This window comes from Pseudomonas paraeruginosa PA7 (genome assembly GCF_000017205.1).
In the GTDB taxonomy this organism is placed as follows: Bacteria; Pseudomonadota; Gammaproteobacteria; order Pseudomonadales; family Pseudomonadaceae; genus Pseudomonas; species Pseudomonas paraeruginosa.
This window is the reverse complement of record NC_009656.1, coordinates 1,804,832-1,827,793: the sequence shown is the minus strand read 5'-3', so window position 1 is coordinate 1,827,793 and position 22,962 is coordinate 1,804,832. Positions and strand designations below refer to the sequence as shown.

The window sequence follows — 22,962 nt, the reverse complement described above, 5'->3', positions numbered from 1 at the left end:
GGATCGTTCTCATGCGCCGCCTGCTGCTCTTACCGCTGCTTCTGCTCCCCTTCTTCTGCCTCGCCGCGGAAACCCGGCCGAAGATCGGCCTGGTCCTTTCCGGCGGCGCCGCCCGCGGCCTGGCCCACGTCGGCGTGCTCAAGGCCCTGGACGAACAGGGAATCCAGGTCGACGCCATCGCCGGCACCAGCATGGGCGCGGTGATCGGCGGCCTGTACGCCTCCGGCTACACCCCGGCGGAGCTGGAGCGCATCGCCCTGGAGATGGACTGGAAGCAGGCGCTTTCCGACGCCTCGCCGCGCAAGGACGTGCCGTTCCGGCGCAAGCAGGACGACCGCGACTTCCTGGTCAAGCAGAAGATCAGCTTCCGCGACGACGGCTCCCTCGGCCTGCCGCTGGGCGTGATCCAGGGCCAGAACCTGGCGATGGTCCTGGAAAGCCTGCTGGTGCACACCAGCGACACCCGCGACTTCGACAGGCTGGCGATTCCCTTCCGCGCCGTCTCCACCGACATCGCCACCGGCGAGAAGGTGGTGTTCCGCAAGGGCCACCTGCCCCAGGCGATCCGCGCCAGCATGTCGATCCCGGCGGTGTTCGCCCCGGTGGAGATCGACGGCAGGCTGCTGGTGGATGGCGGCATGGTCGACAACGTCCCGGTGGACGTGGCGCGCGAGATGGGCGTGGACGTGGTGATCGTGGTCGACATCGGCAACCCGCTGCGCGACCGCAAGGACCTGGCAACCGTGCTCGACGTGATGAACCAGTCGATCACCCTGATGACCCGGAAGAACTCCGAAGCCCAGCTGGCCACCCTGAAACCCGGCGACGTACTGATCCAGCCGCCGCTGTCCGGCTTCGGCACCACCGACTTCGGCCGCGTGCCGCAACTGATCGACGCCGGCTACCGGGCCACCACCCTGCTCGCCGCGCGCCTGGCGGAACTGCGCAAGCCGCAGGACCGCAACAGCGAGGCGCTCGCCGTGGCGCGCACGCCGAACCAGCGCAAGCCGGTGATCGACGCGATCCGGGTGGAGAACAACTCGAAGGTCAGCGACGAGGTGATTCGCCACTATATCCGCCAGCCGCTCGGCGCGCGCCTGGACCTCGGCCGCCTGCAAGACGACATGAGCACGCTCTACGGCCTCGACTACTTCGACCAGGTGCAGTACCGGGTGGTCAAGGAGAAGAAGCTCAATACCCTGGTGATCCATGCCACCGGCAAGAAAGGTGGCACCGACTTCCTGCGCCTGGGCCTCAACCTGTCCGACGACATGCGCGGCGAAAGCACCTTCAACCTCGGCGGCAGCTACCGCATGAACGGCCTCAACCGGCTCGGCGCGGAGTGGCTGACCCGCGTCCAGCTGGGCGATCGCCAGGAGTTCTACAGCGAGTTCTACCAGCCGCTGGACGTCGGCTCGCGCTACTTCGTCGCGCCGTTCCTCTTCCACGAGGCGCAGAACGTCGACGTCACCGAGGACAACGACCCGCTGCTGCGCTACCGCCTGGAACGCTACGGCTACGGCCTCAACATCGGCAGGCAGATCGCCAACAACGGCGAGATCCGCCTGGGCGCGGTGCAGGCCTACGGCAAGGCCGACGTGCGCATCGGCGACCCGGGGCTGCCGGACATCGACTTCACCGAGGGCTACTACGAACTGAAGTATTCCTTCGACACCGTCGACGACGTCAACTTCCCCCACGAAGGCGAGGAAATCGGCCTGACCATGCGCCGCTACGACAAGTCCCTGGGCTCGGACGACAGCTACCGGCAGTGGGACCTGCGGTTGAACAAGGCGCTCAGCTTCGGCGCCGACACCTGGGTATTCGGCGGCGGCTACGGGCGCACCCTGGACGACGCCGAGGTGGTCGCTTCCAGCTTCACTCTCGGCGGCGCCCGCGAGCTGTCGGGCTTCCGCCGCGACGCGCTGTCCGGACAGAACTACAGCCTCGGGCGGATCGTCTACTACCGGCGCCTGACCGAGCGTTCCTTCCTGCCGCTGGACTTCCCGCTGTACCTGGGCGGCAGCATCGAGCGCGGACGCATCTGGAACAACGACAACCAATACGACAGCGGCTACATCAACGCCGCCAGCCTGATGTTCGGCTTCGATACACCGCTGGGGCCGCTGACCTTCAGCTACGGGATCAACGACGAGAACTTCAAGGCGTTCTACCTGAACCTCGGGCAGAACTTCTGAGCGGGGCTCAGGCGATCAGCGCCAGCAACTCGCGGGCCTCGGCCTTCTGCCACGGATCGCCATGCGCCGCCACCAGGCGCAGGATCCGGCTGGCCTGGTCGAGGTCGCCGCTGTCGATGCAGGCGCGGGCCCGGTCCAGGCTGGCCGAGGCCTCTTCCGCCGGCGTCGCGGCCGGCTCCGGCTCGTCGAGTTGAAGATGTTCGTACTCGGCGACATCCGGCAGCTCATGGAGATTGCTCTCGAACGCCAATGCCTCCTCCTCCGGCGGTTCCGCCCTGCCGACAGTGGCGCGGCGCGGCAGATCGGGGTTGTCCAGGGGATTCTCCAGGGCGCCCCAATCGAGATCGAGATCGAGGTTGAGGTCGCCGAAGCCGTCGGCGCCCGAGGACGCATCCGGCTGCTGCGCGGCGGGCGGCTCGACCAGCGGCAGGTCGCTCCAGTCATCGTCGTTCATCGTTGCCGCCGGCGCCTCGGTCGCCGGCATTCGTAGCAGTGCCGGGTAGCGCCCACGCAATTCGTCGATGGCCGCGGCGCTACCGCCATTGGCCAGGGTTTCCGCGGCCAGCGCATCGAAGCCCGTCGCATCGCCCAGCTCCGCCAGCACCAGCAACAGCTTCATGCGTGCGCTCAGGCGCTGCGGCTGTTCGGCGAGCACCTGGCGCAGCAGGTCGCGGGCCTGCCCGTAGCGTCCGTAGGCGATATAGATGTCGGCGCCATCCAGCTTGTCCGCCGGCGTCGTTGCGCCCCGCGGAGCGGCGCCCGGCGCGGGTGCCGGGACAGGCGCAACGGGCGGCCCGAACGGTACGGCGGATGCCGTCGCGGGCTGGCGCGCGAGCGGTGGCGGCGTGGCCGCCCGCGCTTCGGCCGCTGGCACAGGTGGTGCCCGACGGAGCGGCAAGGCCAGCGGCATGCGCCGCTTCGGTTGATCGCCGGCAACCACTGGCGCCTCACGCCGCCGCCGCCACAGCAGCAAGCCGAACAAGGCCAGGACCAGCAGCAGGATGATCAGCCAGCGCCAGTGCTCCGAGTCCGCCGCACTCTCGCCGGTTGGCGTCGGCGCAGCGACCGCGACGGGCGGGGCGGCGGGTTTCGCCGCCTGGCGTCGGGCCAGTTGCTGCTGCAGCTCGCTGACCTGGCGGTCGCGCTGTTGCAACTGTTCCTGCAAGGCCTGGAGCTGGCGCTGCAGGTCGTCCATCCGCTGACTCAGCTCGGCGCGCTGGCGGGCCAGCAGCTCGGCTTCGGCGTCCGCCTGGCGCTGCGCCTCGGCCAGCGTGGCCGGCGTATCCTCCGCCAGGGCGGCAGCGGCCGGCGGCAAGAGTTCCAGCACAGCGTCCGGGGCCACGACCGGCGCCTCTTGCGGCGCCTGGTAGCCGGCCGGCAGGCGCAGGCGCTGGCCGGCCTTGAGACGATGCCGGTCGGCGCCGACGAAGGCCTGCGGATTGAGCTGGTACAAGGCTTCCATCAACTGCGCGCGGTCGGCGTTGCCGCCGCGCAGGCGTCCGCTGATGGCCCATAGGCTGTCGCTGGGGCGGATCAGGTATTCCTCGCCGGGCCGCAACAGCGCCGGGCTCAGCGCCACGGGAGCACGGCGGCGAGGCTGCGCTGCGGAAGGCGCCCACTGCGTCGTGGACGCCGCGCGCGCGGGCGCCGGACGCGGAGCATAGCCGAGCGGATCGAGCAGCACGGTAAACTCGCGGACGATGCGGCCGTTGGGTCGAGCCACCTCCACCAGGAAATTCAGATAGGGCTCCTGCACCGGCCGGCTCGAGGAGACCTGGATGCGGTTGCCGGCCCGGCCCTGGAGCACCGGCCTGAAGCGCAGCTCCTGGAGAAACTGCAGGCGCTCCACACCGGCCGCGGCGAAGGCGTCGGCGCCCGCCAGACCGACCTTGATCTCTTCCGCGTCGAGATCACCGACGTCGAGCAGTTCGATTTCCGCATCCAGTGGCTGGTTGAGCGCCGAATGCAGGGTGATGTCCCCTACTCCCAGGGCGCTCGCTCGCGCCGCCATCAGGCAGGCGCAGGCACACAGCAATACACGCAAGGCTTTACCGGGCATTTCCGTTCTTTCTCCGCACGTCGAGCACACAGCCGCCCTCGGCGCACTGCTACATCTATTTCACACTAGCCCGGATTTCGCCCTCTACGGGGCTGAGCGCACCGAATGGCGCAGGACATGGCTTTTTGCCATCACTGAATAGAGGAAAGCCGTGGAGGCGGTCAAGACTTTTCGCCAGAAAACCGACGAAAACCTTGTTACTGGGCTTTCGCATGAAAGCCCGGGGGGTGCTGCCATAAAAATGGCGACTCTCGCGGAATTGCGTGACGCAATGCTCAGCGTTTTTCCAGGTTCGCCAGGATGCGCAGGAGCACCTGCTGGCACAGCGCCTGTTCGCTTTCGTCGATCCCGGCCAGGACGTCGTTGCGCACGCTGGCGGCGATGGCCTCGATGTCCGCGATCAGCACGTCGGCCTTGGGTGTCAGCACGATATGCTTGGCCCGCCGGTCCTCGGCTACCGCCAGGCGCCGCACCAGGCCCTGGGACTCCAGGCCATCGAGCAGGCGCGCCAGGGTCGGGCCCTCGACCCCGACCGACTGGGCCAGTTCGCGCTGGGTCGGCGAGTCGCGGTGACGCGCCAGGTGCAGCAACACCAGCCAGCGCGCCTGGGACAGGCCGAGGTGGCTGAGGCGGCGGTCGAGTTCAGCGCGCCAGGCACGGGAAGTCTGGGCTAGCAAGGTGCCGAAGTAGTGCTTGTCTGTCTGAGCCATGGGGAAATGGAGGTCCGATATATCATTTGACTAATTATTAGTCGGCTAATAATGCCCGTCCAATTTTCCGCCGTACAATGACAAATTGTCGCACGATGTGCGCAGCCCCCGCCTACCACTTGGCGTACTGGTCCTCGACGAAGCCCCAGAGCCGTTCGATCCTCACCTCGGCTCGCCCGGCCGGCCGCAACACGCCGCTGAAGCAGCCGAAGATCTGCTTGAAATTGCTCGCCAGCAGGCCGAGATCGAGGCGCTCCTGGTGCATGCCATGGGCCTCGAAACGCAATTCCACCTGGCCGTCGCAGGAACGGATGGTCCAGGGGCGCAACGGTTGGTCGCGGTCGAACTCGAAGCGCACGCTGTCGACCTTCACCAGTTGGCCGTCCAGCCAGTAGCAGTTCTCGGTGAAGCTGGTCTCGTTGACTCCGCACGACAGGTTCAGGCCGACCCGCAGCCCACCCGCCTCGCCGGACAGGCAAGCCCAGTTCCAGAAAGTCTCCGGGCGCATGTAGCCGGCCGACCAGTCGTGATGGGCGAAGGCGTCCAGGGCCTGCAGGTCGTGCTCGCCGAGGGCGCTGCGGACTTCGCCGCGGCAACGCACGCCAGCCACCTTCTGCGCGTAGACCCAGCCGTTCACCGCGGTCGGCGTGCACAGGCACATCGGCTGGAACGGCGGCGCGTCCTCACTGAAGCGCGCATCGATGCGGGTGCCGTCGTCGAGCTCCACCAGCAGGCGCTTTTCCCGCGGCGCCGGGTGGTTCTCCAGGCGCAGCAGGTTGCGTCCCTGGCGCAGTTCGCAGACACCGTCGTCCGGGGACTGGGAAAACCGCGTACCGAACCCCAGTGGCAGCTTGAAGCGCCGCTCCAGCATGCGTCCGCTGGAAGGTTGGTAGAGATAGACGAAGCCGACGCCGAGCAGGCTCAGCTGGGCCAGGGCGCAGCCGCCGATCAGCTGCGGGCTGATCAGGCCGAAGTACTGGAACTGATGGAAGCGGCGCCACTTGCTCAGCGCGCCCAGGCGCCGCCCCATCGGCGAACGGAAGTCGAAGTCGCGGTAATTGATGTGCTGCGGGGCATTCGGGAAGATGCCGTAGTGCGGTTGGCCGTTGGCCTGGATCAAGCGCTGCATGGGTTTCATCCGGCTATCGTTTCGCGGCGGGAACGGCAGCCCTGTGGCTGCGCCTGCCATTTTCCTGCAGAACCTAGCATCCGCCGCGCCCTCCCGCAGTCACCGCTGACGCCAGGCGCAGGGACAAAATCGGCCACGCCGCCGCCCCGCTCTCAGGCCACCACCTGGTTGCGACCGAACGCCTTGGCTTCGTACAACGCCCGGTCGGCATGCTCATAAAGGTCATAGAGGCGCTTCAGGTCGTTGCCGGGAGCCGGCCACAGGCACGACACGCCGATCGACAGGGTCACCTCCCGCGCCGTCTGCGAGCCCTCGTGCTCCATGCGCAACGCCTGGACCTGCTCGCGCAGCGCTTCCGCGCGCAGCCTGGCCTCGTGCTCGTTGGCGCCGTACAACAGCAGGGCGAACTCCTCGCCGCCCAGGCGCACGGCCATGTCCAGCGGGCGCCGGGCGTTCGCCTCGAGCACCCCGCCGATACGCTGCAGCACCGTATCGCCGGCCTGGTGGCCATAGCGATCGTTATAGGCCTTGAAATGATCGACATCGCAGAGCAGCAGCGCGAGAGTCTGCTGCTCGCGCTGGGCCTGGCGCCAGAGGCGGTCCAGGTGCTGGTTGAAGCTGCGCCGGTTGTGCAGGCCGGTCAGGCTGTCGTGGTCGGCCATCAACCGCAGCAGGCGGCTGATCAGGAAGTGCTCGCGCGACTTGTATTCCAGCAGGTAGCAGCCGACCGCGCCGATCAGGTTGCCGAACAGCAGGAACAGCAGGTTGTTGCCCAACGGCTCGTGGGTGCCCGCCCAGACTTCGCAGCCCAGGTAGGCGAGCAGCACGATCAGCGCACAGCTCAGCGCCTGGGCCAGGCGCAGGCCGGCGAGGAAGTAGGCGGCGAAGCTGACCAGCAGCAGGCCTTCGTAGGGGTAGTCGGGATCGGCCCGGTGCGCCAGGCCGACCACCGCCGCCGCGCCGACGCCGAGGGCGAGGACGCAGGCGATGCTCAGCGGCACCATCAGATGGATGTGTCGGCGCAACATGATCAGCCAGCCGCAGACCAGCAGCAGGACCAGCACGCCGAGGCGTACCGCCAGCACGCCCCACAGCGGTGGGCCGGCGAGGATCAGCAGGTCGATGCCGATGAACGCCAGCCAGACGAGCATGCCGACGCTGAGGGCGATGCGCTTCAGCGCGAAGCTGTCCTCCAGCATGTAGCGCCGGTAGTCACGTTCCAGTTCGGGAAGGAAACGCAGCCCGCGGAACCCGCGGCTCAGTTGCTCGGAATAGAGATTGGAACGCACGTCGTCCAACCTGTCCTTCTGTGTCACGCACACCTCTTCTCTTGGAGGGCTTGGCGTCACAGTAGACGCTTGCGCAGGACGTCACAAGATTGGCGCCGGAAAATACCGGCAAATGGCCATATCAGGACTCCAGTTCCAGCTGCAGGGCGGCGCGCACGCAGTGCAGAACGCCACTCGGCACGCGCTCGCCGAAGCGCTCTTCGAGCGCCGCCACCGGCGGCAGTTCGCCATCCTCCTCGAGGAAGGCGTCCTGGATCTCGCCGAGCAGCTCCTCCGGCAGGTCGAGCGCCTGCTCCAGGCTCACCTGCTGGCCGGCGATGGCTTCGGCGAGCATGGCATAGACGTTCTTCTCGCTGCAGTTGAGCTGGCGGGCGATCTGCGCCGGGGTCATCCCGGCACAGGCCAGGCTGACCAGTTCGTGGCGCAGGTCCTGCGGCGGCGCGGCGGGCGCCGCCGGCGAATCGGTGAGGACATCGAGGAAGGCCTGGCCGTAGCGCTCCAGCTTGCGCGCGCCGACGCCGCTGACCTGGGCCATGTCGGACAGCGAACGCGGCTGGCTGCGGAGCATTTCCAGCAGGGTGGCATCGGGGAAGATCACGTAGGGCGGCACCGAGTGCTCCTCGGCAAGCTTGCGCCGCAGCATGCGCAGCGCCTCCCACATCTCCCGCTCCTCGCCGCGCACCAGTTGGCTGGCGGCGCTGGCGCCGCCGGAGGACCCCTTGGCGCGCTGCGGCTTGAGGTCGCGACGCAGTTCCAGCCGCACCTCGCCGCGCAACAGCGGACGACAGGCCTCGGTCAGGCGCAGGCCGCCGAATCCGTCCAGGTCGACATCGGCCAGGCCGCGCGCGACCAGTTGGCGGAACAGGGTGCGCCACTCGTCCTCGCCGCGTCCCTTGCCGATACCGAACACTGCCAGGTGCTGGTGACCAAGACCACGGATCTTCTCGGTCTCGCGGCCGAGCAGGATATCCACCAGATGGCCGACGCCGTAGCGCTGGCCGCTGCGGTAGATCGCCGACAGCGCCTGGCGCGCCGACTCGGTGGCATCCCAGGTCTCCACGCCGTCCACGCAGTTGTCGCAATGCCCGCAGGGCTGCGGCATCTCCTCGTCGAAATAGGCCAGCAGCGCCTGGCGCCGGCAGCGGGTTTCCTCGCAGAGCGCCAGCATGGCTTCCAGCTTGTGCCGCTCGACGCGCTTGTGCCGCTCGTCGCCCTCGGAACTCTGCATCATCTGCCGCAGCAGCAGGACGTCCTGCAGGCCGTAGGCCATCCAGGCGTCGGCCGGCAGCCCGTCGCGCCCGGCGCGGCCGGTTTCCTGGTAATAGGCCTCGAGGCTCTTCGGCAGATCGAGGTGGGCGACGAAACGCACGTTGGGCTTGTCGATGCCCATGCCGAAGGCGATGGTCGCCACCATGATCAGCCCCTCCTCGTTGAGGAAGCGCTTCTGGTGGTGGGCACGCAGTTCGTTGGACAGTCCGGCGTGATACGGCAGCGCGGGGAAGCCCTGGTTGCCGAGGAATTCCGCGACCTCCTCGACCTTCTTCCGCGACAGGCAGTAGACGATGCCGGCATCGCCGCGTCGCTCGGCGAGGAAGCCGAGCAGTTGCTTGCGCGGCTGCTCCTTGGGCACGATGCGGTAGAAGATGTTCGGCCGGTCGAAGCTGGAGAGGAACTGCTCGGCGTTCTGCAGGTGCAGGCGCTGGATCATCTCCTCGCGGGTGCGCATGTCCGCGGTGGCGGTCAGGGCGATCCGCGGCACCTGCGGGAACAGTTCGGCGAGCTGGCCGAGTTGCAGGTATTCGGGGCGGAAGTCATGGCCCCATTGCGACACGCAGTGCGCTTCGTCGATGGCGAACAGGCCGACCGGCAGTCGTTGCAGGAAGGCCAGCATGCGCGGCTGGACCAGCCGTTCCGGCGCCAGGTAGAGCAGCTTGATCTCGCCGCGCTGCAGGCGCTCGGCGATCTCCCGCTGCTGCTCGGGGTTGAGGGTGGAGTTCAGCGCCACCGCCGGCACGCCGAGCTCGTCGAGGGTGGCGACCTGGTCCTCCATCAGCGCGATCAGCGGCGACACCACCACCGTCAGGCCGTCGCGCAACAGCGCCGGGACCTGGAAACACAGGGACTTGCCACCGCCGGTGGGCATCAGTACCAGCGCATCGCCACCGTCGGCCACCCGCTCGATGATCCGCGCCTGGTTGCCGCGGAAGGCGTCGTAACCGAAAACGTCTTTGAGGATGCGTAGGGCTTGCTCGCGCATGAGGGACTCCAAATCGAGCGGCGCATTATACGCCAGGGATGCTCGAACGGGCCGTTCCCTTGTCGCCGGATGAGGACGAAAGCCTCAGCGATAGCGCTGACGCTCCTGTTTGAAAAGGATGCGCACGATAGCGAATTCGCGCTCCATCTGTTCGATCAGCGCCGGCGCCCGTTGCAGGTCGCCGCGCCTGGCGCTTTCCTCCAGCTCCTTGCAGTAGCCGGCGAGGAGCACCGCGCCCATGTTGCTGCTGCCCCCCTTGAAACTGTGCGCGGTATGCCGCAGGGCCTGGGCGTCGCCGGCCTGGACGGCGGCATGCAGGCTGCGCAGGCGCTCCTCGGAGTCGAGCACGAAGGTATCCAGCAGGACCGGATACTCGTCCTCCATCACCTCCTGCAGCGAGGCCAGCACACGGTCATCGAGATGCGGCGCGGACATTCGATCGCTCCCTGAAGTCGACTTCCGATGCCCCACCCATTGGGAGCACCGCGACGAAAGCGCGATTATGCCTGAGGCGACCAGAAAAACTCCACGGAGACCACCTTGCCGTCGGCCGACCACTGGCAGCGGTCGGACAGCTCGCGGATCAGCCGCAACCCCCTGCCGCAGAGTCGCTCCCGGCGTTCCACGGCATCCAGCGCGCGCTCGACGTCGAACCCCTCGCCACTGTCCTCGACCCGTACCAGCAGCCGCCCGCCTTCGCCATGCGGCGCCAGGTCCAGGTGCAGCCGCACGTAGCCGTCGCGCAGCGCCTGCAGGCGACTGACGCGCTCCTGGTAGTAGCGGGCGAAACCCGCCGCGTCGCTCTTCATCGCCGAGTCCAGGCCGATGACCCCATGTTCCAGGGCATTCGAATACAGTTCGGCAAGTACCGTGTAGAGGGCGCCGCCACGCGCGCGCAGATCGTGGACCTCGAGCAGCAGTTGCAGCACATGGGGCAGCGGATTGAAATGCTTGAGGGTCTCGGCGCGGAATTCGAAGCTCACCGACCAGTCCAGCGGACTGCTGACGCCACTGTCGGAAAACGCCAGCGGCGGGCATTGCAGGTCCGGGTCCGGCTCCAGGCGCACCTCGAGCATGCTCACGTCGTCCTGCACCACGCCACGGAACTGCGCCAGGCTGCGCTGGATCTCGTCGAACAGCGCCGAAGGCTGGCGATTGCGCTCGAACAACTCGAGCAGCCGCGCCTCGCCGAACATCTCGCCGACCTTGTTGCTGGCTTCGAGAACGCCATCGGAAAACAGGAAGATCCGGTCCTCCGGCCCCAGCGGGTAGGTTTCGCAGCGGTCGCTGAAGGCCATCGGATCGAGGATGCCCAGCGGCAGGTGGCGGGACACCAGGGCGACCCGCTCGCCGCCGGCGGCGCGCACCAGGTAGCCGTCCGGCAGGCCGCCGTTCCAGACCTCCACCAGTTCGCGCTGAAAGCTCAGGTTGAGCAGCGTGGCGCAGCAGAACACGCCGACCGGCAGGATGCGTTTCAGCTTGGCGTTCATCTCGCGGAGGATGTCGGCCATCGGGTAGCCCTTGGCGGTCATCCCGTAGAACACCTCGGCCAGCGGCATCGCGCCGATCGCCGCCGGCAGGCCGTGGCCGGTGAAGTCGCCGAGCAGCACGTGCATGCCGCCGGACGGCTTGTAGGCAGCCAGCAGCAGGTCGCCATTGAACAACGCCAGCGGCGATTGCAGGTAGCGCACGTTGCTCGCGTTCAGGCAGCCGGAGTGGGCGACCTTGTCGAACACCGCCTTGGCCACCCGCTGCTCGTTGAGCAGGTGCTCGTTGTGCCGGGCGATCAGGTCGCGCTGCTCCAGTACCGTGCGCTGCAGCAGGTGCAGGCGGCCCATGGCGTTGATCTTGGCTTCGAGGATCACCCGGTTGTAGGGCTTGGAGAGGAAGTCGTCGCCGCCGGCCTCCAGGCTCTGCACCAGTGCCTCGGTCTCGCTGAGGGAGGTGAGGAAGATGATCGGCACCAGTTCCTCGCCGGCCTGCTGCTTGATCCGCCGCGCCGCCTCGAAACCGTCCATCACCGGCATCATCACGTCCATCAGGACCAGTTGCGGGCGCTCGGCCTCGAACAGCGCCACCGCCTCCAGGCCATTGCCGGCGGTCAGCACGCGATGTCCCTGGCGGCTGACGATGGTCGACAGCAGCAAGCGATCGGCCGCGTTATCCTCGGCGATGAGAATCGTCAGGCTCTCGATCCGCGCCGCCGCAGGGTTCATCTCAGGTGATCTTGAACAGCTGCTCGAAGTTGGAAATGGCGAGGATCTTGCGCACTTCCGGGCTGCAGTTGGCCAGGCTGATCTGCGCGCTTTCGCCGCCGGCGTGGTCGCGCAACAGCAGGAGCATGCCCAGTGCCGAGCTGTCCAGGTAGGTGGCGTTGCGCAGATCGACGACATAGCGCCGCGGGGTGATCGCGACCCGCTCGTAGGCGTCGCGGAAGTCCTGATGGGCCCCGAAGTCGAAGCGTCCCTGGATCTGGATGGTCAGCTCTTGGCCGTCGGCCGAGGGCAGCGCAGTGATGGCCATGAAACTCTCCTGGTAGGCGTGTCGAATCGGGGAACGCTCGAATCATGTAAGCAGTTCCCCGGCAAAGCGGCAACTTGCCAGGCTTTCCAACTATCAGAAATATCTGTCAATACAAGCACATCGCGCTGCCCTAGACTGCCCCGCTCCGAGCAAGCCGTCCTGTGCTGAGCGGGCTGCGACGGCGCCGCCGCGCGCGGCACTCGGAGCCAGGGCAGTGGGCGAATGCTTCCGACCCACCTGCCCGTCCCAAGCGGACCCGCGCCGAATTGTCAGGTCACCCCCGCGCAGTTCGGCGCGGGCCCGCTTTCCTCAGGTTCTACTTGGCCCGATAGATGATGCCCGGATTGCACTGCACCATCTGGTAGTGATCGGGCAGGTTGTTCAGCGCCTCGGAGGCGCCGAGGAACAGGTAGCCACCCGGTTTCAGCGTGCCGTGGATGCGCAGCAGGATGTCGCGCTTCACCTCGGCGGAGAAATAGATCAGCACGTTGCGGCAGAACACCATGTCGAACTTGCCGAGGCTGGCGTAGCTGTCCAGCAGGTTCAGGGCGCGGAACTCGATGCGGCTGCGGATCGCCGGCTTGACCGCCCAGCGCCCCGGCCCCCTGGCGTCGAAATAGCGCTGCAGACGCTCCGGCGACAGGCCGCGTCCCATGGCCAGGCTGTCGTACTCGCCGGCCTTGGCGGCGGTGAGCATCGAGCCGGACAGGTCGGTGGCGACGATCTGCACCCCCGCCTTCAGTTGCCCCAGGTTGGTCTTCTCGAACTCGTCGATGGCCATCGACAGCGAGTAGGGCTCCTGGCCGGAGGAACAGGCCGCCGACCAGATCCGCAGACGCTGCCCGCCGTTGGCCTTGATCAGTTCGGGAAGAACCCGCTGCTTGAGCACCTCGAACGGATAGGTATCGCGAAACCACAGGGTCTCGTTGGTGGTCATGGCGTCCACCACCATTTCGCGCAAGCCGCCACGCTGGGTCTGGATGCGTTGCACCAGCTCCCCCAGGCTCTTGATGCCCTGTTGCTCCATCAGTTTGTTCAGCCGGCTCGAGACCAGGTACTGCTTGTTGCTGCCCAGCACAATGCCGCAGGTCTTCTCGAGGAAGACCCTGAACAACTCGAAATCCGCATTAGCTGCCGACACGCATAAGCCTCTTCGCCCTGGGCGACCGGAACGCAGCCGGTCGCCCGTATTCACATTTGTCGTAGGGAGCCGATCGCTCAGCCCTCGTCCACTGCCTTGACCCGCTCCACCACCCGCGCCGCCAGGTCGTCCGGACGGAACTTGGCGAGGAAGTCGTCCGCACCGACCTTCTTCACCATCGCCTGGTTGAAGACCCCGGACAACGAAGTATGCAAGAGAATGTGCAGTTTCTGCAGGCGGGGATCGCTACGGATTTCCGCCGTCAGGGTATAGCCGTCCATTTCCGGCATCTCGATGTCGGAGATCAGCATCAGCAGCTCGTCTTCCGGGCGTCGTCCTTCGGCGAGCATGTTCTGCAGGTACTCCAGGGCCTGGCGCCCGTCGTTCAGCGCGGTTATTTCCACGCCGACCGCCTCCAGGCAACGGATCACCTGCTTGCGCGCCACCGACGAATCGTCCACCACCAGCACCCGCTTGGTCACCGCGCGACTCTGGGTCTCGGCGTCGATCACGCCGTGGGAGACTTCCTCGGACGTCGGGGCGACCTCGGCGAGCACCTTCTCCACGTCGATGATTTCCACCAGTTGCTTGTCCACCCGGGTCACCGCGGTCAGGTAGTGCTCGCGGCCGGCGCCCTTGGGTGGCGGATGGATCTCTTCCCAGTTCATGTTGACGATGCGCTCCACCGAGCGTACCAGGAAGCCCTGCACCTTGGTGTTGTACTCGGTGATGATCGCGAAGCTGTTGGTCAGGTCCTGCAACCCGCGGCGGCCGGTGGCCAGCGCCAGGTCGAGGATCGGAATGGTGCCTCCGCGGATGTTCGCCACCCCGCGCACCACCGGACTGGACTTGGGCATCACCGTCAGGCGCGGGCACTGCAACACCTCTTTCACCTTGAACACGTTGATGCCGTAGAGCTGATTGCCGTCCAGGCGGAACAGAAGCAGCTCCAGACGGTTCTGTCCGACCAACTGCGTGCGCTGGTTGACTGAATCCAAAACACCGGCCATTGGCGCTCCCCTCAGACGATCGTGACGGACTCCGGCACGACCATTGCTTGACCCGTTGCATGAAACAGGCAACGACAGTTTTTCGACGAATGATGGCACGTAGCCATGTCTCTTTACGGTTTGTACCCGTTTTGCTCGGGCTCGGCTACCTGTGCGCGCCGAATCACGGCCAGGCCCAGGGTTTTACCGCTCCCGAAGTGCTTATCGGCTCCACCCAGGGGTTTCTTGAGTTCAAGGTAGAAGAATATCTGCAGAATAGCGGACTCGACGCGCGCTACGAGGTCCAGGTCAACCGGGTCGACCCGCGCCTGCGCCTCGCCGAGTGCGACAGGGACTTGACGCTCAGCCAGGAAAGTCCGGCACAGCCGGTTGGCCGGGTGACAGTGCGGGTCCGCTGCGAAGGCGGTTCGCCCTGGACCATCTTCATGCCGGCCCAGGTGAAGCTGTTCCGCCAGGTGGTCGTCGCGGTGCAGCCGCTCAAGCGCGAGCACGTGCTGGACGACGCCGACATCGCCCTGGTCGAGCGCGACGTCGGCCTGCTGACCCAGGGCTACCTGACCGATCCGGCCCGCGTCGTCGGGCAGAAGCTGCGGCGGCCGGTGATCAACGACCAGGTGCTGGCGCCGGCGTTCCTCGAGCAAGCCGAGGCCGTGCGCAAGGGCGATCAGGTGGTGATCCTCGCGCGTACCGCCACCATCAATGTGAAGATGCCCGGCGAAGCGTTGGCCGATGGTGCGCCGGGGCAGCAGATCCGCGTGCGCAACCTGCGCTCGCAGCGGGTGATCAAGGCCCGCGTGCTGGAGCCCGGCACGGTCGAGGTGAATATGTAGAGGGAAAGCCGTGGCCGGTAGCGCTGGCGCTACCCCTGCGGGTTTCTCTAAACTGGGAAACGACGCACGAAAATAAGTCCTAAAGTTTTTCAAGCCTTCGCCGAAAAGCTAGGCAAGCGTCCAATACCTTCGAGGTTTACAATCATGGTCATCGACTTCAACCGGCTGAATCCCGGCACCACGCCAGCCACCACCGGCCGTACCGGCAACACCGCCGCCGGCCGTCCCGACGCCGCTGGCGCCGACAAGGCAGGCCAGTCCGCGAGTCCCGCGAAGCAGAGCGGCGAGTCGGTGCAGATCAGCGAAACCGCCCAGAACATGCAGAAAGTCACGGACAAGCTGCAGACCCTGCCGGTGGTCGACAACGAGAAGGTTGCCCGGATCAAGCAAGCGATCGCCGATGGCACCTATCAGGTCGACAGCGAGCGCGTTGCCAGCAAGCTGCTCGACTTCGAATCCCAGCGCTGAACTCGAAGGAAGCGCTGGGGGCCATTGGACGCCGAATGAACTCCCGAGCCCGAGATGCCAGACTCCCCTACCCTGCTTGACCTGTTCGCCGAGGATATCGGCCATGCCAGCCAGCTCCTGAAGCTGGTCGATGAAGAATTCCAGGCCCTGGAACAACGCGACCTGGCGGCCCTGCAACAGCTTCTCGGCGCCAAGCAGCCGCTGATGCAGCAGCTGGAACGCAACGGCCGGGCGCGCGCGGAGATCCTCCATGCCGCCGGCGTTTCCCTCGACCGCGAAGGCCTGGCCCGCTACGCCCGCGAGCACGCCGACGGCGCCGAGCTACTGGCCCGGGGTGACGAGCTGGGCGAACTGCTGGAGCGCTGCCAGCAGGCCAACCTGCGCAATGGCCGGATCATCCGCGCCAACCAGGCCTCCACCGGCAGCCTGCTGAACATTCTCCGCGGCCAGGACGCTCCCGGCCTCTACGACAGTCGCGGCAGTACCGCCTCGAGCGCCAGGCAACGTCCGCTCAGCCAGGCCTGACGACCACCAGCGCAAGCATCAAGGCACAATGCTATCATTGAGGCATTCGTGCCCCAGGAGAGCATTGAAGGTGCCCAACCCGTTCGCCGAAGAAGCGGGGCCGCAACCCCCGAAGGTGCTCAAGGCACCGGTGGAAATCCAGGCCAGCCTGCGCCTGCTGCAGGACGGCCGCGACTCGCTGCTGATCACCTTTCATGAGCGCAACCAGCGCTTCCAGAGCTTCCTGGTGGATATCGACCGTGATCGCGGCCTGCTCGCCCTGGACGAACTGGTCCCCAATACCGGCGAACGTTTCCTGCAGAATGGCGAGGCTTTTCGCGTCGAGGCCTTCCATGAAGGCGTGCGCATCGCCTGGGATTGCGAGCGTCCCGTACAGTTCGGCGAACACGACGGGGTTCCCTGCTACTGGGCCACCCTTCCCGCCGAGGTGCATTATCACCAGCGGCGCAACGCCTATCGCGCCGGCATCAAGCAGAGCCAGCCGATCATCGCGGAAATCGCCGGGGAAAAACTCCGCGTGCCACTCACCGGGCAGTTGCTGGACATCTCCGCCACTGGCGCCAAGCTGCGCTTCGCCGGCAATGTCGCCGAACGCCTGCATCCCGGAGAGATCTACGAGGCGTTCAGCGCCCAGCTACCGCAGGGCGCGATCGGCAGCGCGATCGAACTGCGCCATGTGCGCTTCGACGAAAAGCTCGACGCGACCTTCGCCGGCGTGCGCTTCAGCGAGATGAGCGGGCCCGCCCAGCGCCAGGTGGACCGTTTCGTCTACCAGTTGCAGCGCGAAGCACGGCGCTTCGAGAAGGACGCGCTTTTCTAGGCTCACAGGACCACGCCCAGCGCCGCCAGGCGCGGCAGGTCCTCGGGACGGTCGACGTCCCATAGCGCCGGCAACAGGTGATGCTCCCAGCCCAGTTGCCGGAGGCGCTCGCAGGTCAGCGCCAGCAGGCGCTCGCCGCCCCAGGGCATCGACTCGAACAGCAGGGGGTCGACCCGGGTCAGGCCGAGCAACGCATAGCCGCCCCGCTCCACCGGCCCGAGCACCGCCTGGCGCCCCTCCAGGGCGGCGCAGGCCGCCTCCAGGTAGGCGCCGTCCAGCTCCGGGCAATCGTGGCGGATCAGCAGCACCGCTTCGCTTTCCGCCAGGCCCAGCGCCGCGATCCGCCGCATGCGCTCACCGGGATCGCCGGCCGGCTGGCTCATCAGGCTCCAGCCGAGCGCGACGGCCAGCGCCTGGAGATCGCTGTCCAGGTCCTCGTCGAACCACAGGATACGCGCGCTGAAGCCGCGATCGGGGAGGCGCAGGGCGCGCTCGAGCAGGACCCGTTGCAGCCGCCAGGCGCTTTCCTCGCCGATGGCCTGGGCGATTCTCGGCCGCCGCTGTCCGGGCGGCAGGTTGCGGACCATCAGGTGAAGGGAAAGCGTCGGACTCATCGCAACCTCTCCAGCAAACAGGTCGTTCCTCGCAACGGACGGCGCGGGCTCAACTGCGCGCCGCAGCCTCCTCGGCGGGCGCCGCGCTGTCCTCGTCGACCATCTGCTCCTGCACGGCCTGCTCGTCGACCCGCGGGTCCAGTGCCGCGACCAGCGGCGAGCTGGTCATGTTGTCCGGAGTCGGCACGTGGTGCAGCGGCGCGTCGTCGACCCGGTGCAGGCCGCTGACCTTCTCCGGATGCACCCGCCAGACCAGGATCAGGGCGCAGGCGCTGACGAACGCATATAGCATGTTAGCGCCAAACAGGCGCATCAGCGCGCCCGCCGCCAGCGGCCCGATGCAGGCGCCGACGCCGAAGGTCACCAGCAGCATGGCGGTCAGCGAGACCCGCCGCTCGGTCTCCACGTGGTCATTGGAAAAGGCCACGGCCAGCGGATAGAGGGTGAACTGCAACATGCTCGCGGCGATGCCCAGGGCCAGCAGCAACGCCAGCGGCATCTGCTGCAGCAACGCCAGCGGCAGGGCGAACAGGCACAGCAGGATGGCGCAGGCGCGGATCAGCCAGGCGCGGTCGCGGCGGTCGGACAGCCAGCCGAGCGGCCACTGCACCAGCAACCCGGCGAAGATGCAGGCGCCCATGTACAGGCCGACCTGCTCGTTGGGCAGGCCCAGCTGGTTGGCGTAGAGCGGCGCGAGGCCGTAGAAGGAACCGACCACCAGTCCCGATACCAGCACCGTGGTCAGCGACTGCGGCACCCGACGGATGAAGAAGCGCGGCTCCAGCGGCGCCGGGCGCAGCGCCGCGGGGTGGATCTTGTGGGTCAGCGCCAGCGGCACCAGGCACAGGGCGAAGCAGAAGGCCACCAGCATCAGCAGCTCCGGTCCCAGCTGCGGGTGGGCCACCAGAATCATCTGGCCGAGCACCAGGCCCAGGTAGGAAGCCGCCATGTAGCCACCGAACACCGCGCCGCGCTGGCTGGCGTCGGCCTGCTCGTTGAGCCAGCTCTCGATCACCATGTACTGGCACATCAGGCCCAGGCCCATCACCATGCGCAACGCGATCCAGGCCGGCAGCCAGGGCAGCAGGCCATGGCCGAGGACCGCGGCGGTGACCACCCCGGCGCAGGCGACGTAGGCGCGGATATGGCCGACCCGGGCGATCAGCCGGTGGCCGACCTTGCCGCCCAGCACCAGGCCGAAGTAGTTGGCCGCCATCAGCGCGCCGACCCACAGGCCGTCGACCTTCTCCGCCGCCAGGCGCAGCGCCAGGTAGGTGCTGAGCAGGCCGGAGCCGGTGAGCATGAGCAGGGTGGCGAAATAGAGAGCGCGAAAAGAGAAGAAAATCCGCCGCATCGGACCTCCGGTCCCGTACAAGGAGAGCCGGCGCCGCTCGCGGACTGCCCGGCTCGCACAGCGTTGGAGTCCCGGGGACGCCCCGGGACAGGACGCGGGCTGCCGAAGCCGGCACCCGAACCACGATCCCGCCGCCCGTGGGCGGCGGGGGTGACACAGGGCTAGGAAGGTACCACGGTGGATCAGGCCTGGGCTGCCAGAACGCGACGCTCCCAGGGGCTGATCTCGTCGAAGAAGCTGGTCAGCTCCATGCTCTTGGTCGCCACGTAGCCTTCGACGAACTCCGTACCGAACAGTTCACGCGCCAGCGCGCTGCCCTTCAGGCGGCGCAGGGCGTCGTACATGGTGCAGGGCAGGGTCAGCTCCTCCGGCACCTCGAACTCGCCCTGGATCGCCGGGCTCGGTTCCAGTTCGTGCTCCAGGCCGTAGAGACCGGCGGCCAGGCTGGCGGCGATGGCCAGGTAGGGGTTGGCATCGGCGCCCGGCAGGCGGTTCTCGACCCGTCGCGCGGACGGACCGCTGGCCGGGATGCGCAGGCCGGCGGCGCGGTTGTCGTGCGACCAGCAGGCGTTGTTCGGCGAGGCGTAGGGATGGCAGAGACGCTGGAAGGAGTTCACGTGCGGCGCGAAGAACGGCGTGAAGTCCGCCAGGCAGGCCTGCTGGCCGCCGATGAAGTGGCGGAACGCGGCGGAAGCCTCGCCGTCGGCTTCGCTGAAGATGTTCCGCCCGCCGTCCAGCTCGACGATGCTCTGGTGGATGTGCATCGAACTGCCCGGCGTCTTCGCCAGCGGCTTGGCCATGCACACCACGATCAGGCCGTGCTTGAGCGCGACCTCCTTGAGCAGGTGCTTGAACAGGAAGGTCTGGTCGGCCAGCAGGACCGGGTCGCCATGCAGGAAGTTGATCTCGAACTGGCTGGTGCCCATCTCGTGCATGAAGGTGTCGCGCACCAGGCCCAGCGCATCCATGCAGCGATAGACGTCCTCGAAGAACGGCCGCAGGCCGTTGTTGGAAGACACGCTGAAGGCCGAATAGCCCAGCTCGCGCCGGCCATCCGGACCCAGCGGGGCCTGGAACGGCTCGTTGGGATCGGTGTTCGGGGCGAAGACGAAGAATTCCAGTTCGGTCGCCACCACCGGCTGCCAGCCGTGGGCGGCGTAGCGCGCCACCACCTGCTTGAGCAGGCCGCGGGTGGACAGTCCGGACGGCGTGCCATCCAGTTCCTGCGCGTCGCAGATGGCGAAGGCGCGCGGCGTGTTGCTCCAGGGCAGGCGATGGACCTGGGTCGGCTCGGCGACCAGCGCCAGGTCGCCGTCGTCGCTGCCATAGAAGCGCGCCGGCGGGTAGCCGCCCATGATGCATTGCAGCAGCACGCCACGGGCGAGCTGCAGGCGCCGGCCGCTGAGGAAGCCCTCGCCGGTCATCACCTTGCCGCGCGGCACCCCGTTCAGGTCGGGGGTGACGCATTCGATCTCTTCAACTCCAGCCAGCCGTTCGGCGAGTGAGCCTTGGCCTTCGATAGTCATGACTTCTTATCCTTGTTGGTATCGCGGATGCCGCACCGGGACGGCGGCCGCGTACAAAATACGCATCGCTTGTTCAAGATATCAAGCATGCGGCACATTCTCGCGCGTGCAAAGCCTTTCGCCGCAGAGGCGTTCTGCCTTGCCCGCCGGGTACGAGGAAAAACGCCGGCCAGGCGTATATCCTCTGTGCCTTCGCCGCCCTACCCGCCACAGGAGTACAGCCGTTGATTCTCGGAACCCCCAAGGCCGACTGGCTCGCCGAATTCCCGCGCCTGGCCGACCTGATCGCCCTGCGCCCGAGCGAGTGGTTCAACCCGGCCATCGCGCCGAGCGCCGAAGCCCTGGCCGACGTCGGCCTCGGCGCCGCCGACGTGGCCGATGCCAGCGCCCGCCTGCAGCGCTTCGCCCCGCTGATCGCCCGGCTGTTTCCGGAAACCGCCGGCAGCGGCGGCATCATCGAGTCCGACCTGGTCGAGGTGGCGGACTTCCACGACGCCCTGCGCCAGCACTACGCCGCCGAACTGCCCGGCCGACTCTGGCTGAAACGCGACAGCCACCTGCCGATCTCCGGCTCGATCAAGGCCCGCGGCGGCATCTATGAAGTGCTCGCCCATGCCGAGCGCCTGGCCCTGGAGAACGGCCTGGTCGGCCTCGACGACGACTACTCGCGGCTGGCCGAGCCGGACTGCCGGGCGTTCTTCGCCGGCCACCGGATAGCGGTGGGCTCCACCGGCAACCTCGGCCTTTCCATCGGCATCATCGGCGCCGCGCTGGGCTTCCAGGCCAGCGTGCACATGTCCGCCGACGCCCGCCAGTGGAAGAAGGACAAGCTGCGCGCGCACGGCGTGACGGTGGTGGAGTACGCCTCCGACTACAGTGTCGCGGTGGAACAGGGCCGCCGCGAAGCGGCCGGCGATCCCTATACCCATTTCGTCGACGACGAGAATTCCCGCGACCTGTTCCTCGGCTACGCCGTCGCCGCCGAGCGACTGCGCGGCCAGTTGGACGCCGCCGGCATCCGCGTCGACAGCGAACACCCGCTGTTCGTCCACCTGCCCTGCGGGGTCGGCGGCGGACCCGGCGGGGTGGCCTTCGGCCTCAAGCTGGCATTCGGCGACGCGGTGCACTGCCTGTTCGCCGAGCCGACCCACTCGCCATGCATGTTCCTCGGCGTCTATACCGGCCGCCACGAGCAGGTCTCGGTGCAGGACTTCGGCATCGACAACCGCACCGCCGCCGATGGCCTGGCGGTGGGCCGTCCGTCGGGCTTCGTCGGTCGCGCCATGCAGCGCCTGCTCGACGGCTACTACACGGTGGACGACGACGAGCTGTTCCGCCTGCTCGCATTGCTCGAGCGCAGCCAGGGCATCCGCCTGGAACCCTCGGCGCTGGCCGGCGCGCCGGGCATCGCGCGGGTCACCCGCGAGCCGCAGGGCTATCGCGAACGCATGGGGCTGACCTCGGCGCGCCTGGCCAATGCCACCCACCTGGTCTGGGCCACCGGCGGCGGCATGGTGCCCGAAGCGGAAATGCACGCCTACCTGGAGCGCGGCCGCGCGCTGCTGGACTGAAACCGAGCATGAGCGGGACGCCACGACCGTCCCGCCACCTCCCGCCGAGGATCTTGCATGCGCACACCCGCCTGGTTCGGCAGCGGCATGCCGCTGCTCTTCGTGCTGCTCTGGAGCACCGGATTCCTCGGTGCCAAGTTCGGCCTGCCGTACGCCGAGCCCTTCACCTTCCTGGCCATCCGCCTGCTCCTCGCGGCCGCCCTGCTGGCCGTCTTCGCCCTCCTCAGCGGTGCGCCCTGGCCGGGCTCGGCACGGCTGGCCGGGCATGTCGCGGTCGCCGGCCTGCTGGTCCATGGCCTGTACCTGGGCGGGGTATTCCTCGCCATCGAGCACGGCATGTCGGCCGGCCTGACCTCCCTGTTGGTCGGCCTGCAACCGCTGGCCACCGCGGCCCTGGCCGGCATCTGGCTCGGCGAGCGGGTCAGCCGCCGGCAATGGCTGGGACTGGCGCTCGGCCTGGCTGGCGTAGCCCTGGTGGTGCTCGGCCGCCTCCACGGTGGCGCCGATGGCCTGGCCTGGGGCGCGGTGCTGGTGGCGCTGGCGGCGATCACCTGCGGCACGCTGTACCAGAAGCGCTTCTGCGCGGGCATGGACCTGCGGACCGGCGGCGTGGTCCAGTACCTGGCCAGCGGCGCCCTGCTCGGCCTCGCCGCGCTGCTTTTCGAAGGCCGCGAAGTGCAATGGACCACACCGTTCCTGCTGACTCTCGGCTGGCTGGTGCTGGGCCTCTCGTTCGGCGCCGTCGGCCTGCTCTACACGCTGATCCGGCATGGCGCCGCGTCGAAGGTGGCGAGCCTGTTCTACCTGGTGCCGCCGGTGACCGCGCTGGCCTCCTGGCTGCTGTTCGACGAGCGCCTGGCGCCGACGGCGATCGGCGGCATGCTGCTGGTGATGCTCGGCGTCGCCCTGGTCAACTGGCCGGGCCGGCGCGCCTGACG

Annotated in this window: 20 protein-coding genes; 7 read left to right on the top strand and 13 right to left on the bottom strand. The window is 67.6% G+C overall.

Going from position 1 to position 22,962, the window contains the following annotated elements:
- Positions 1–11: 11 nt before the first annotated feature.
- Positions 12–2,198, top strand: a complete 2,187-nt coding sequence (gene plpD, locus PSPA7_RS08570; protein WP_012074904.1) for a patatin-like phospholipase PlpD — start codon at positions 12–14, stop codon at positions 2,196–2,198.
- Between the two features lie 7 nt (positions 2,199–2,205).
- On the opposite strand, the gene PSPA7_RS08565 is transcribed toward plpD, so the two are convergent.
- From PSPA7_RS08565 to PSPA7_RS08520, 10 genes are all read right to left on the bottom strand, one after another.
- Positions 2,206–4,257 carry a motility hub landmark protein FimV gene (locus tag PSPA7_RS08565; RefSeq protein ID WP_012074903.1) on the bottom strand — a complete coding sequence of 684 codons (2,052 nt, stop codon included), beginning with the start codon at positions 4,255–4,257 and terminating at the stop codon, positions 2,206–2,208.
- Positions 4,258–4,532: 275 nt separating this feature from the next.
- A complete protein-coding gene (locus PSPA7_RS08560) occupies positions 4,533–4,967 on the bottom strand; it encodes a MarR family transcriptional regulator (protein WP_012074902.1) in 435 nt (144 codons plus the stop codon).
- A gap of 112 nt (positions 4,968–5,079) precedes the next feature.
- Positions 5,080–6,096, bottom strand: a complete 1,017-nt coding sequence (locus PSPA7_RS08555; RefSeq protein ID WP_033996572.1) for a DUF2804 domain-containing protein — start codon at positions 6,094–6,096, stop codon at positions 5,080–5,082.
- A gap of 152 nt (positions 6,097–6,248) precedes the next feature.
- Positions 6,249–7,418, bottom strand: coding sequence for a GGDEF domain-containing protein (locus PSPA7_RS08550; RefSeq protein ID WP_033996574.1), 1,170 nt, complete (start codon positions 7,416–7,418; stop codon positions 6,249–6,251).
- 88 nt (positions 7,419–7,506) lie between these two features.
- Positions 7,507–9,642, bottom strand: coding sequence for a DNA helicase RecQ (gene recQ, locus PSPA7_RS08545; protein ID WP_003151933.1), 2,136 nt, complete (start codon positions 9,640–9,642; stop codon positions 7,507–7,509).
- An 84-nt stretch (positions 9,643–9,726) separates the two neighbouring features.
- Positions 9,727–10,077, bottom strand: a complete 351-nt coding sequence (gene htpB / locus PSPA7_RS08540; protein WP_003151931.1) for a two-component system sensor histidine kinase HtpB — start codon at positions 10,075–10,077, stop codon at positions 9,727–9,729.
- Positions 10,078–10,142: 65 nt separating this feature from the next.
- On the bottom strand, positions 10,143–11,858 hold the full coding sequence (gene hsbR, locus PSPA7_RS08535; RefSeq protein WP_012074899.1) for a two-component system response regulator HsbR: 1,716 nt from the start codon (positions 11,856–11,858) through the stop codon (positions 10,143–10,145).
- Position 11,859: 1 nt separating this feature from the next.
- Positions 11,860–12,165, bottom strand: a complete 306-nt coding sequence (hsbA, locus tag PSPA7_RS08530; RefSeq protein ID WP_003151927.1) for an anti-anti sigma factor HsbA — start codon at positions 12,163–12,165, stop codon at positions 11,860–11,862.
- A gap of 316 nt (positions 12,166–12,481) precedes the next feature.
- Entirely contained in the window at positions 12,482–13,306 is an 825-nt protein-coding gene (gene cheR, locus PSPA7_RS08525; RefSeq protein WP_012074898.1) for a protein-glutamate O-methyltransferase CheR, read from the bottom strand.
- A 77-nt stretch (positions 13,307–13,383) separates the two neighbouring features.
- Positions 13,384–14,316 carry a chemotaxis protein CheV gene (locus tag PSPA7_RS08520; RefSeq protein ID WP_003151925.1) on the bottom strand — a complete coding sequence of 311 codons (933 nt, stop codon included), beginning with the start codon at positions 14,314–14,316 and terminating at the stop codon, positions 13,384–13,386.
- Between the two features lie 131 nt (positions 14,317–14,447).
- Between PSPA7_RS08520 and flgA the strand changes: the two genes are divergently transcribed.
- The 4 genes from flgA (at position 14,448) to flgZ (ending at position 16,959) form a co-directional block, all read left to right on the top strand.
- A complete protein-coding gene (gene flgA, locus PSPA7_RS08515; protein ID WP_003151924.1) occupies positions 14,448–15,146 on the top strand; it encodes a flagellar basal body P-ring formation chaperone FlgA in 699 nt (232 codons plus the stop codon).
- Positions 15,147–15,290: 144 nt separating this feature from the next.
- Entirely contained in the window at positions 15,291–15,614 is a 324-nt protein-coding gene (gene flgM / locus PSPA7_RS08510; RefSeq protein ID WP_003151922.1) for a flagellar biosynthesis anti-sigma factor FlgM, read from the top strand.
- Positions 15,615–15,668: 54 nt separating this feature from the next.
- On the top strand, positions 15,669–16,139 hold the full coding sequence (locus PSPA7_RS08505; RefSeq protein ID WP_012074897.1) for a flagellar protein FlgN: 471 nt from the start codon (positions 15,669–15,671) through the stop codon (positions 16,137–16,139).
- A 28-nt stretch (positions 16,140–16,167) separates the two neighbouring features.
- Positions 16,168–16,959: a flagellar brake protein FlgZ gene (flgZ, locus tag PSPA7_RS08500; RefSeq protein WP_049792028.1), complete on the top strand. Its 792-nt coding sequence runs from the start codon at positions 16,168–16,170 to the stop codon at positions 16,957–16,959.
- A gap of 2 nt (positions 16,960–16,961) precedes the next feature.
- Here the strand turns inward: flgZ and PSPA7_RS08495 are convergent, their stop codons facing one another.
- From PSPA7_RS08495 to PSPA7_RS08485, 3 genes are all read right to left on the bottom strand, one after another.
- The gene (locus tag PSPA7_RS08495; protein ID WP_012074895.1) at positions 16,962–17,573 is read right to left on the bottom strand and encodes a TIGR04282 family arsenosugar biosynthesis glycosyltransferase; all 612 of its coding nucleotides are present in this window, start codon (positions 17,571–17,573) and stop codon (positions 16,962–16,964) included.
- Between the two features lie 49 nt (positions 17,574–17,622).
- Entirely contained in the window at positions 17,623–18,927 is a 1,305-nt protein-coding gene (locus PSPA7_RS08490) for an MFS transporter (protein WP_012074894.1), read from the bottom strand.
- 182 nt (positions 18,928–19,109) lie between these two features.
- Positions 19,110–20,351, bottom strand: coding sequence for a glutamine synthetase family protein (locus tag PSPA7_RS08485; protein ID WP_074197259.1), 1,242 nt, complete (start codon positions 20,349–20,351; stop codon positions 19,110–19,112).
- Between the two features lie 326 nt (positions 20,352–20,677).
- On the opposite strand from PSPA7_RS08485, the gene dsdA reads away from it, so the two are divergent.
- Both dsdA and PSPA7_RS08475 read left to right on the top strand, forming a co-directional pair.
- Positions 20,678–22,024, top strand: a complete 1,347-nt coding sequence (dsdA, locus tag PSPA7_RS08480) for a D-serine ammonia-lyase (RefSeq protein ID WP_012074892.1) — start codon at positions 20,678–20,680, stop codon at positions 22,022–22,024.
- Between the two features lie 57 nt (positions 22,025–22,081).
- On the top strand, positions 22,082–22,960 hold the full coding sequence (locus PSPA7_RS08475; RefSeq protein WP_012074891.1) for a DMT family transporter: 879 nt from the start codon (positions 22,082–22,084) through the stop codon (positions 22,958–22,960).
- Positions 22,961–22,962: the final 2 nt, after the last annotated feature.

Bases quoted from the DNA above. Each gene is read 5' to 3' on its own strand.
- plpD (WP_012074904.1), top strand. From the start codon at position 12: ATGCGCCGCCTGCTGCTCTTACCGCTGCTTCTGCTCCCCTTCTTCTGC.
- PSPA7_RS08565 (WP_012074903.1), bottom strand. From the start codon at position 4,257: ATGCCCGGTAAAGCCTTGCGTGTATTGCTGTGTGCCTGCGCCTGCCTG.
- PSPA7_RS08560 (WP_012074902.1), bottom strand. From the start codon at position 4,967: ATGGCTCAGACAGACAAGCACTACTTCGGCACCTTGCTAGCCCAGACT.
- PSPA7_RS08555 (WP_033996572.1), bottom strand. From the start codon at position 6,096: ATGCAGCGCTTGATCCAGGCCAACGGCCAACCGCACTACGGCATCTTC.
- recQ (WP_003151933.1), bottom strand. From the start codon at position 9,642: ATGCGCGAGCAAGCCCTACGCATCCTCAAAGACGTTTTCGGTTACGAC.
- htpB (WP_003151931.1), bottom strand. From the start codon at position 10,077: ATGTCCGCGCCGCATCTCGATGACCGTGTGCTGGCCTCGCTGCAGGAG.
- hsbR (WP_012074899.1), bottom strand. From the start codon at position 11,858: ATGAACCCTGCGGCGGCGCGGATCGAGAGCCTGACGATTCTCATCGCC.
- hsbA (WP_003151927.1), bottom strand. From the start codon at position 12,165: ATGGCCATCACTGCGCTGCCCTCGGCCGACGGCCAAGAGCTGACCATC.
- PSPA7_RS08520 (WP_003151925.1), bottom strand. From the start codon at position 14,316: ATGGCCGGTGTTTTGGATTCAGTCAACCAGCGCACGCAGTTGGTCGGA.
- flgM (WP_003151922.1), top strand. From the start codon at position 15,291: ATGGTCATCGACTTCAACCGGCTGAATCCCGGCACCACGCCAGCCACC.
- PSPA7_RS08505 (WP_012074897.1), top strand. From the start codon at position 15,669: ATGCCAGACTCCCCTACCCTGCTTGACCTGTTCGCCGAGGATATCGGC.
- flgZ (WP_049792028.1), top strand. From the start codon at position 16,168: ATGCTATCATTGAGGCATTCGTGCCCCAGGAGAGCATTGAAGGTGCCC.
- PSPA7_RS08495 (WP_012074895.1), bottom strand. From the start codon at position 17,573: ATGAGTCCGACGCTTTCCCTTCACCTGATGGTCCGCAACCTGCCGCCC.
- PSPA7_RS08490 (WP_012074894.1), bottom strand. From the start codon at position 18,927: ATGCGGCGGATTTTCTTCTCTTTTCGCGCTCTCTATTTCGCCACCCTG.
- PSPA7_RS08485 (WP_074197259.1), bottom strand. From the start codon at position 20,351: ATGACCGGCGAGGGCTTCCTCAGCGGCCGGCGCCTGCAGCTCGCCCGT.
- PSPA7_RS08475 (WP_012074891.1), top strand. From the start codon at position 22,082: ATGCGCACACCCGCCTGGTTCGGCAGCGGCATGCCGCTGCTCTTCGTG.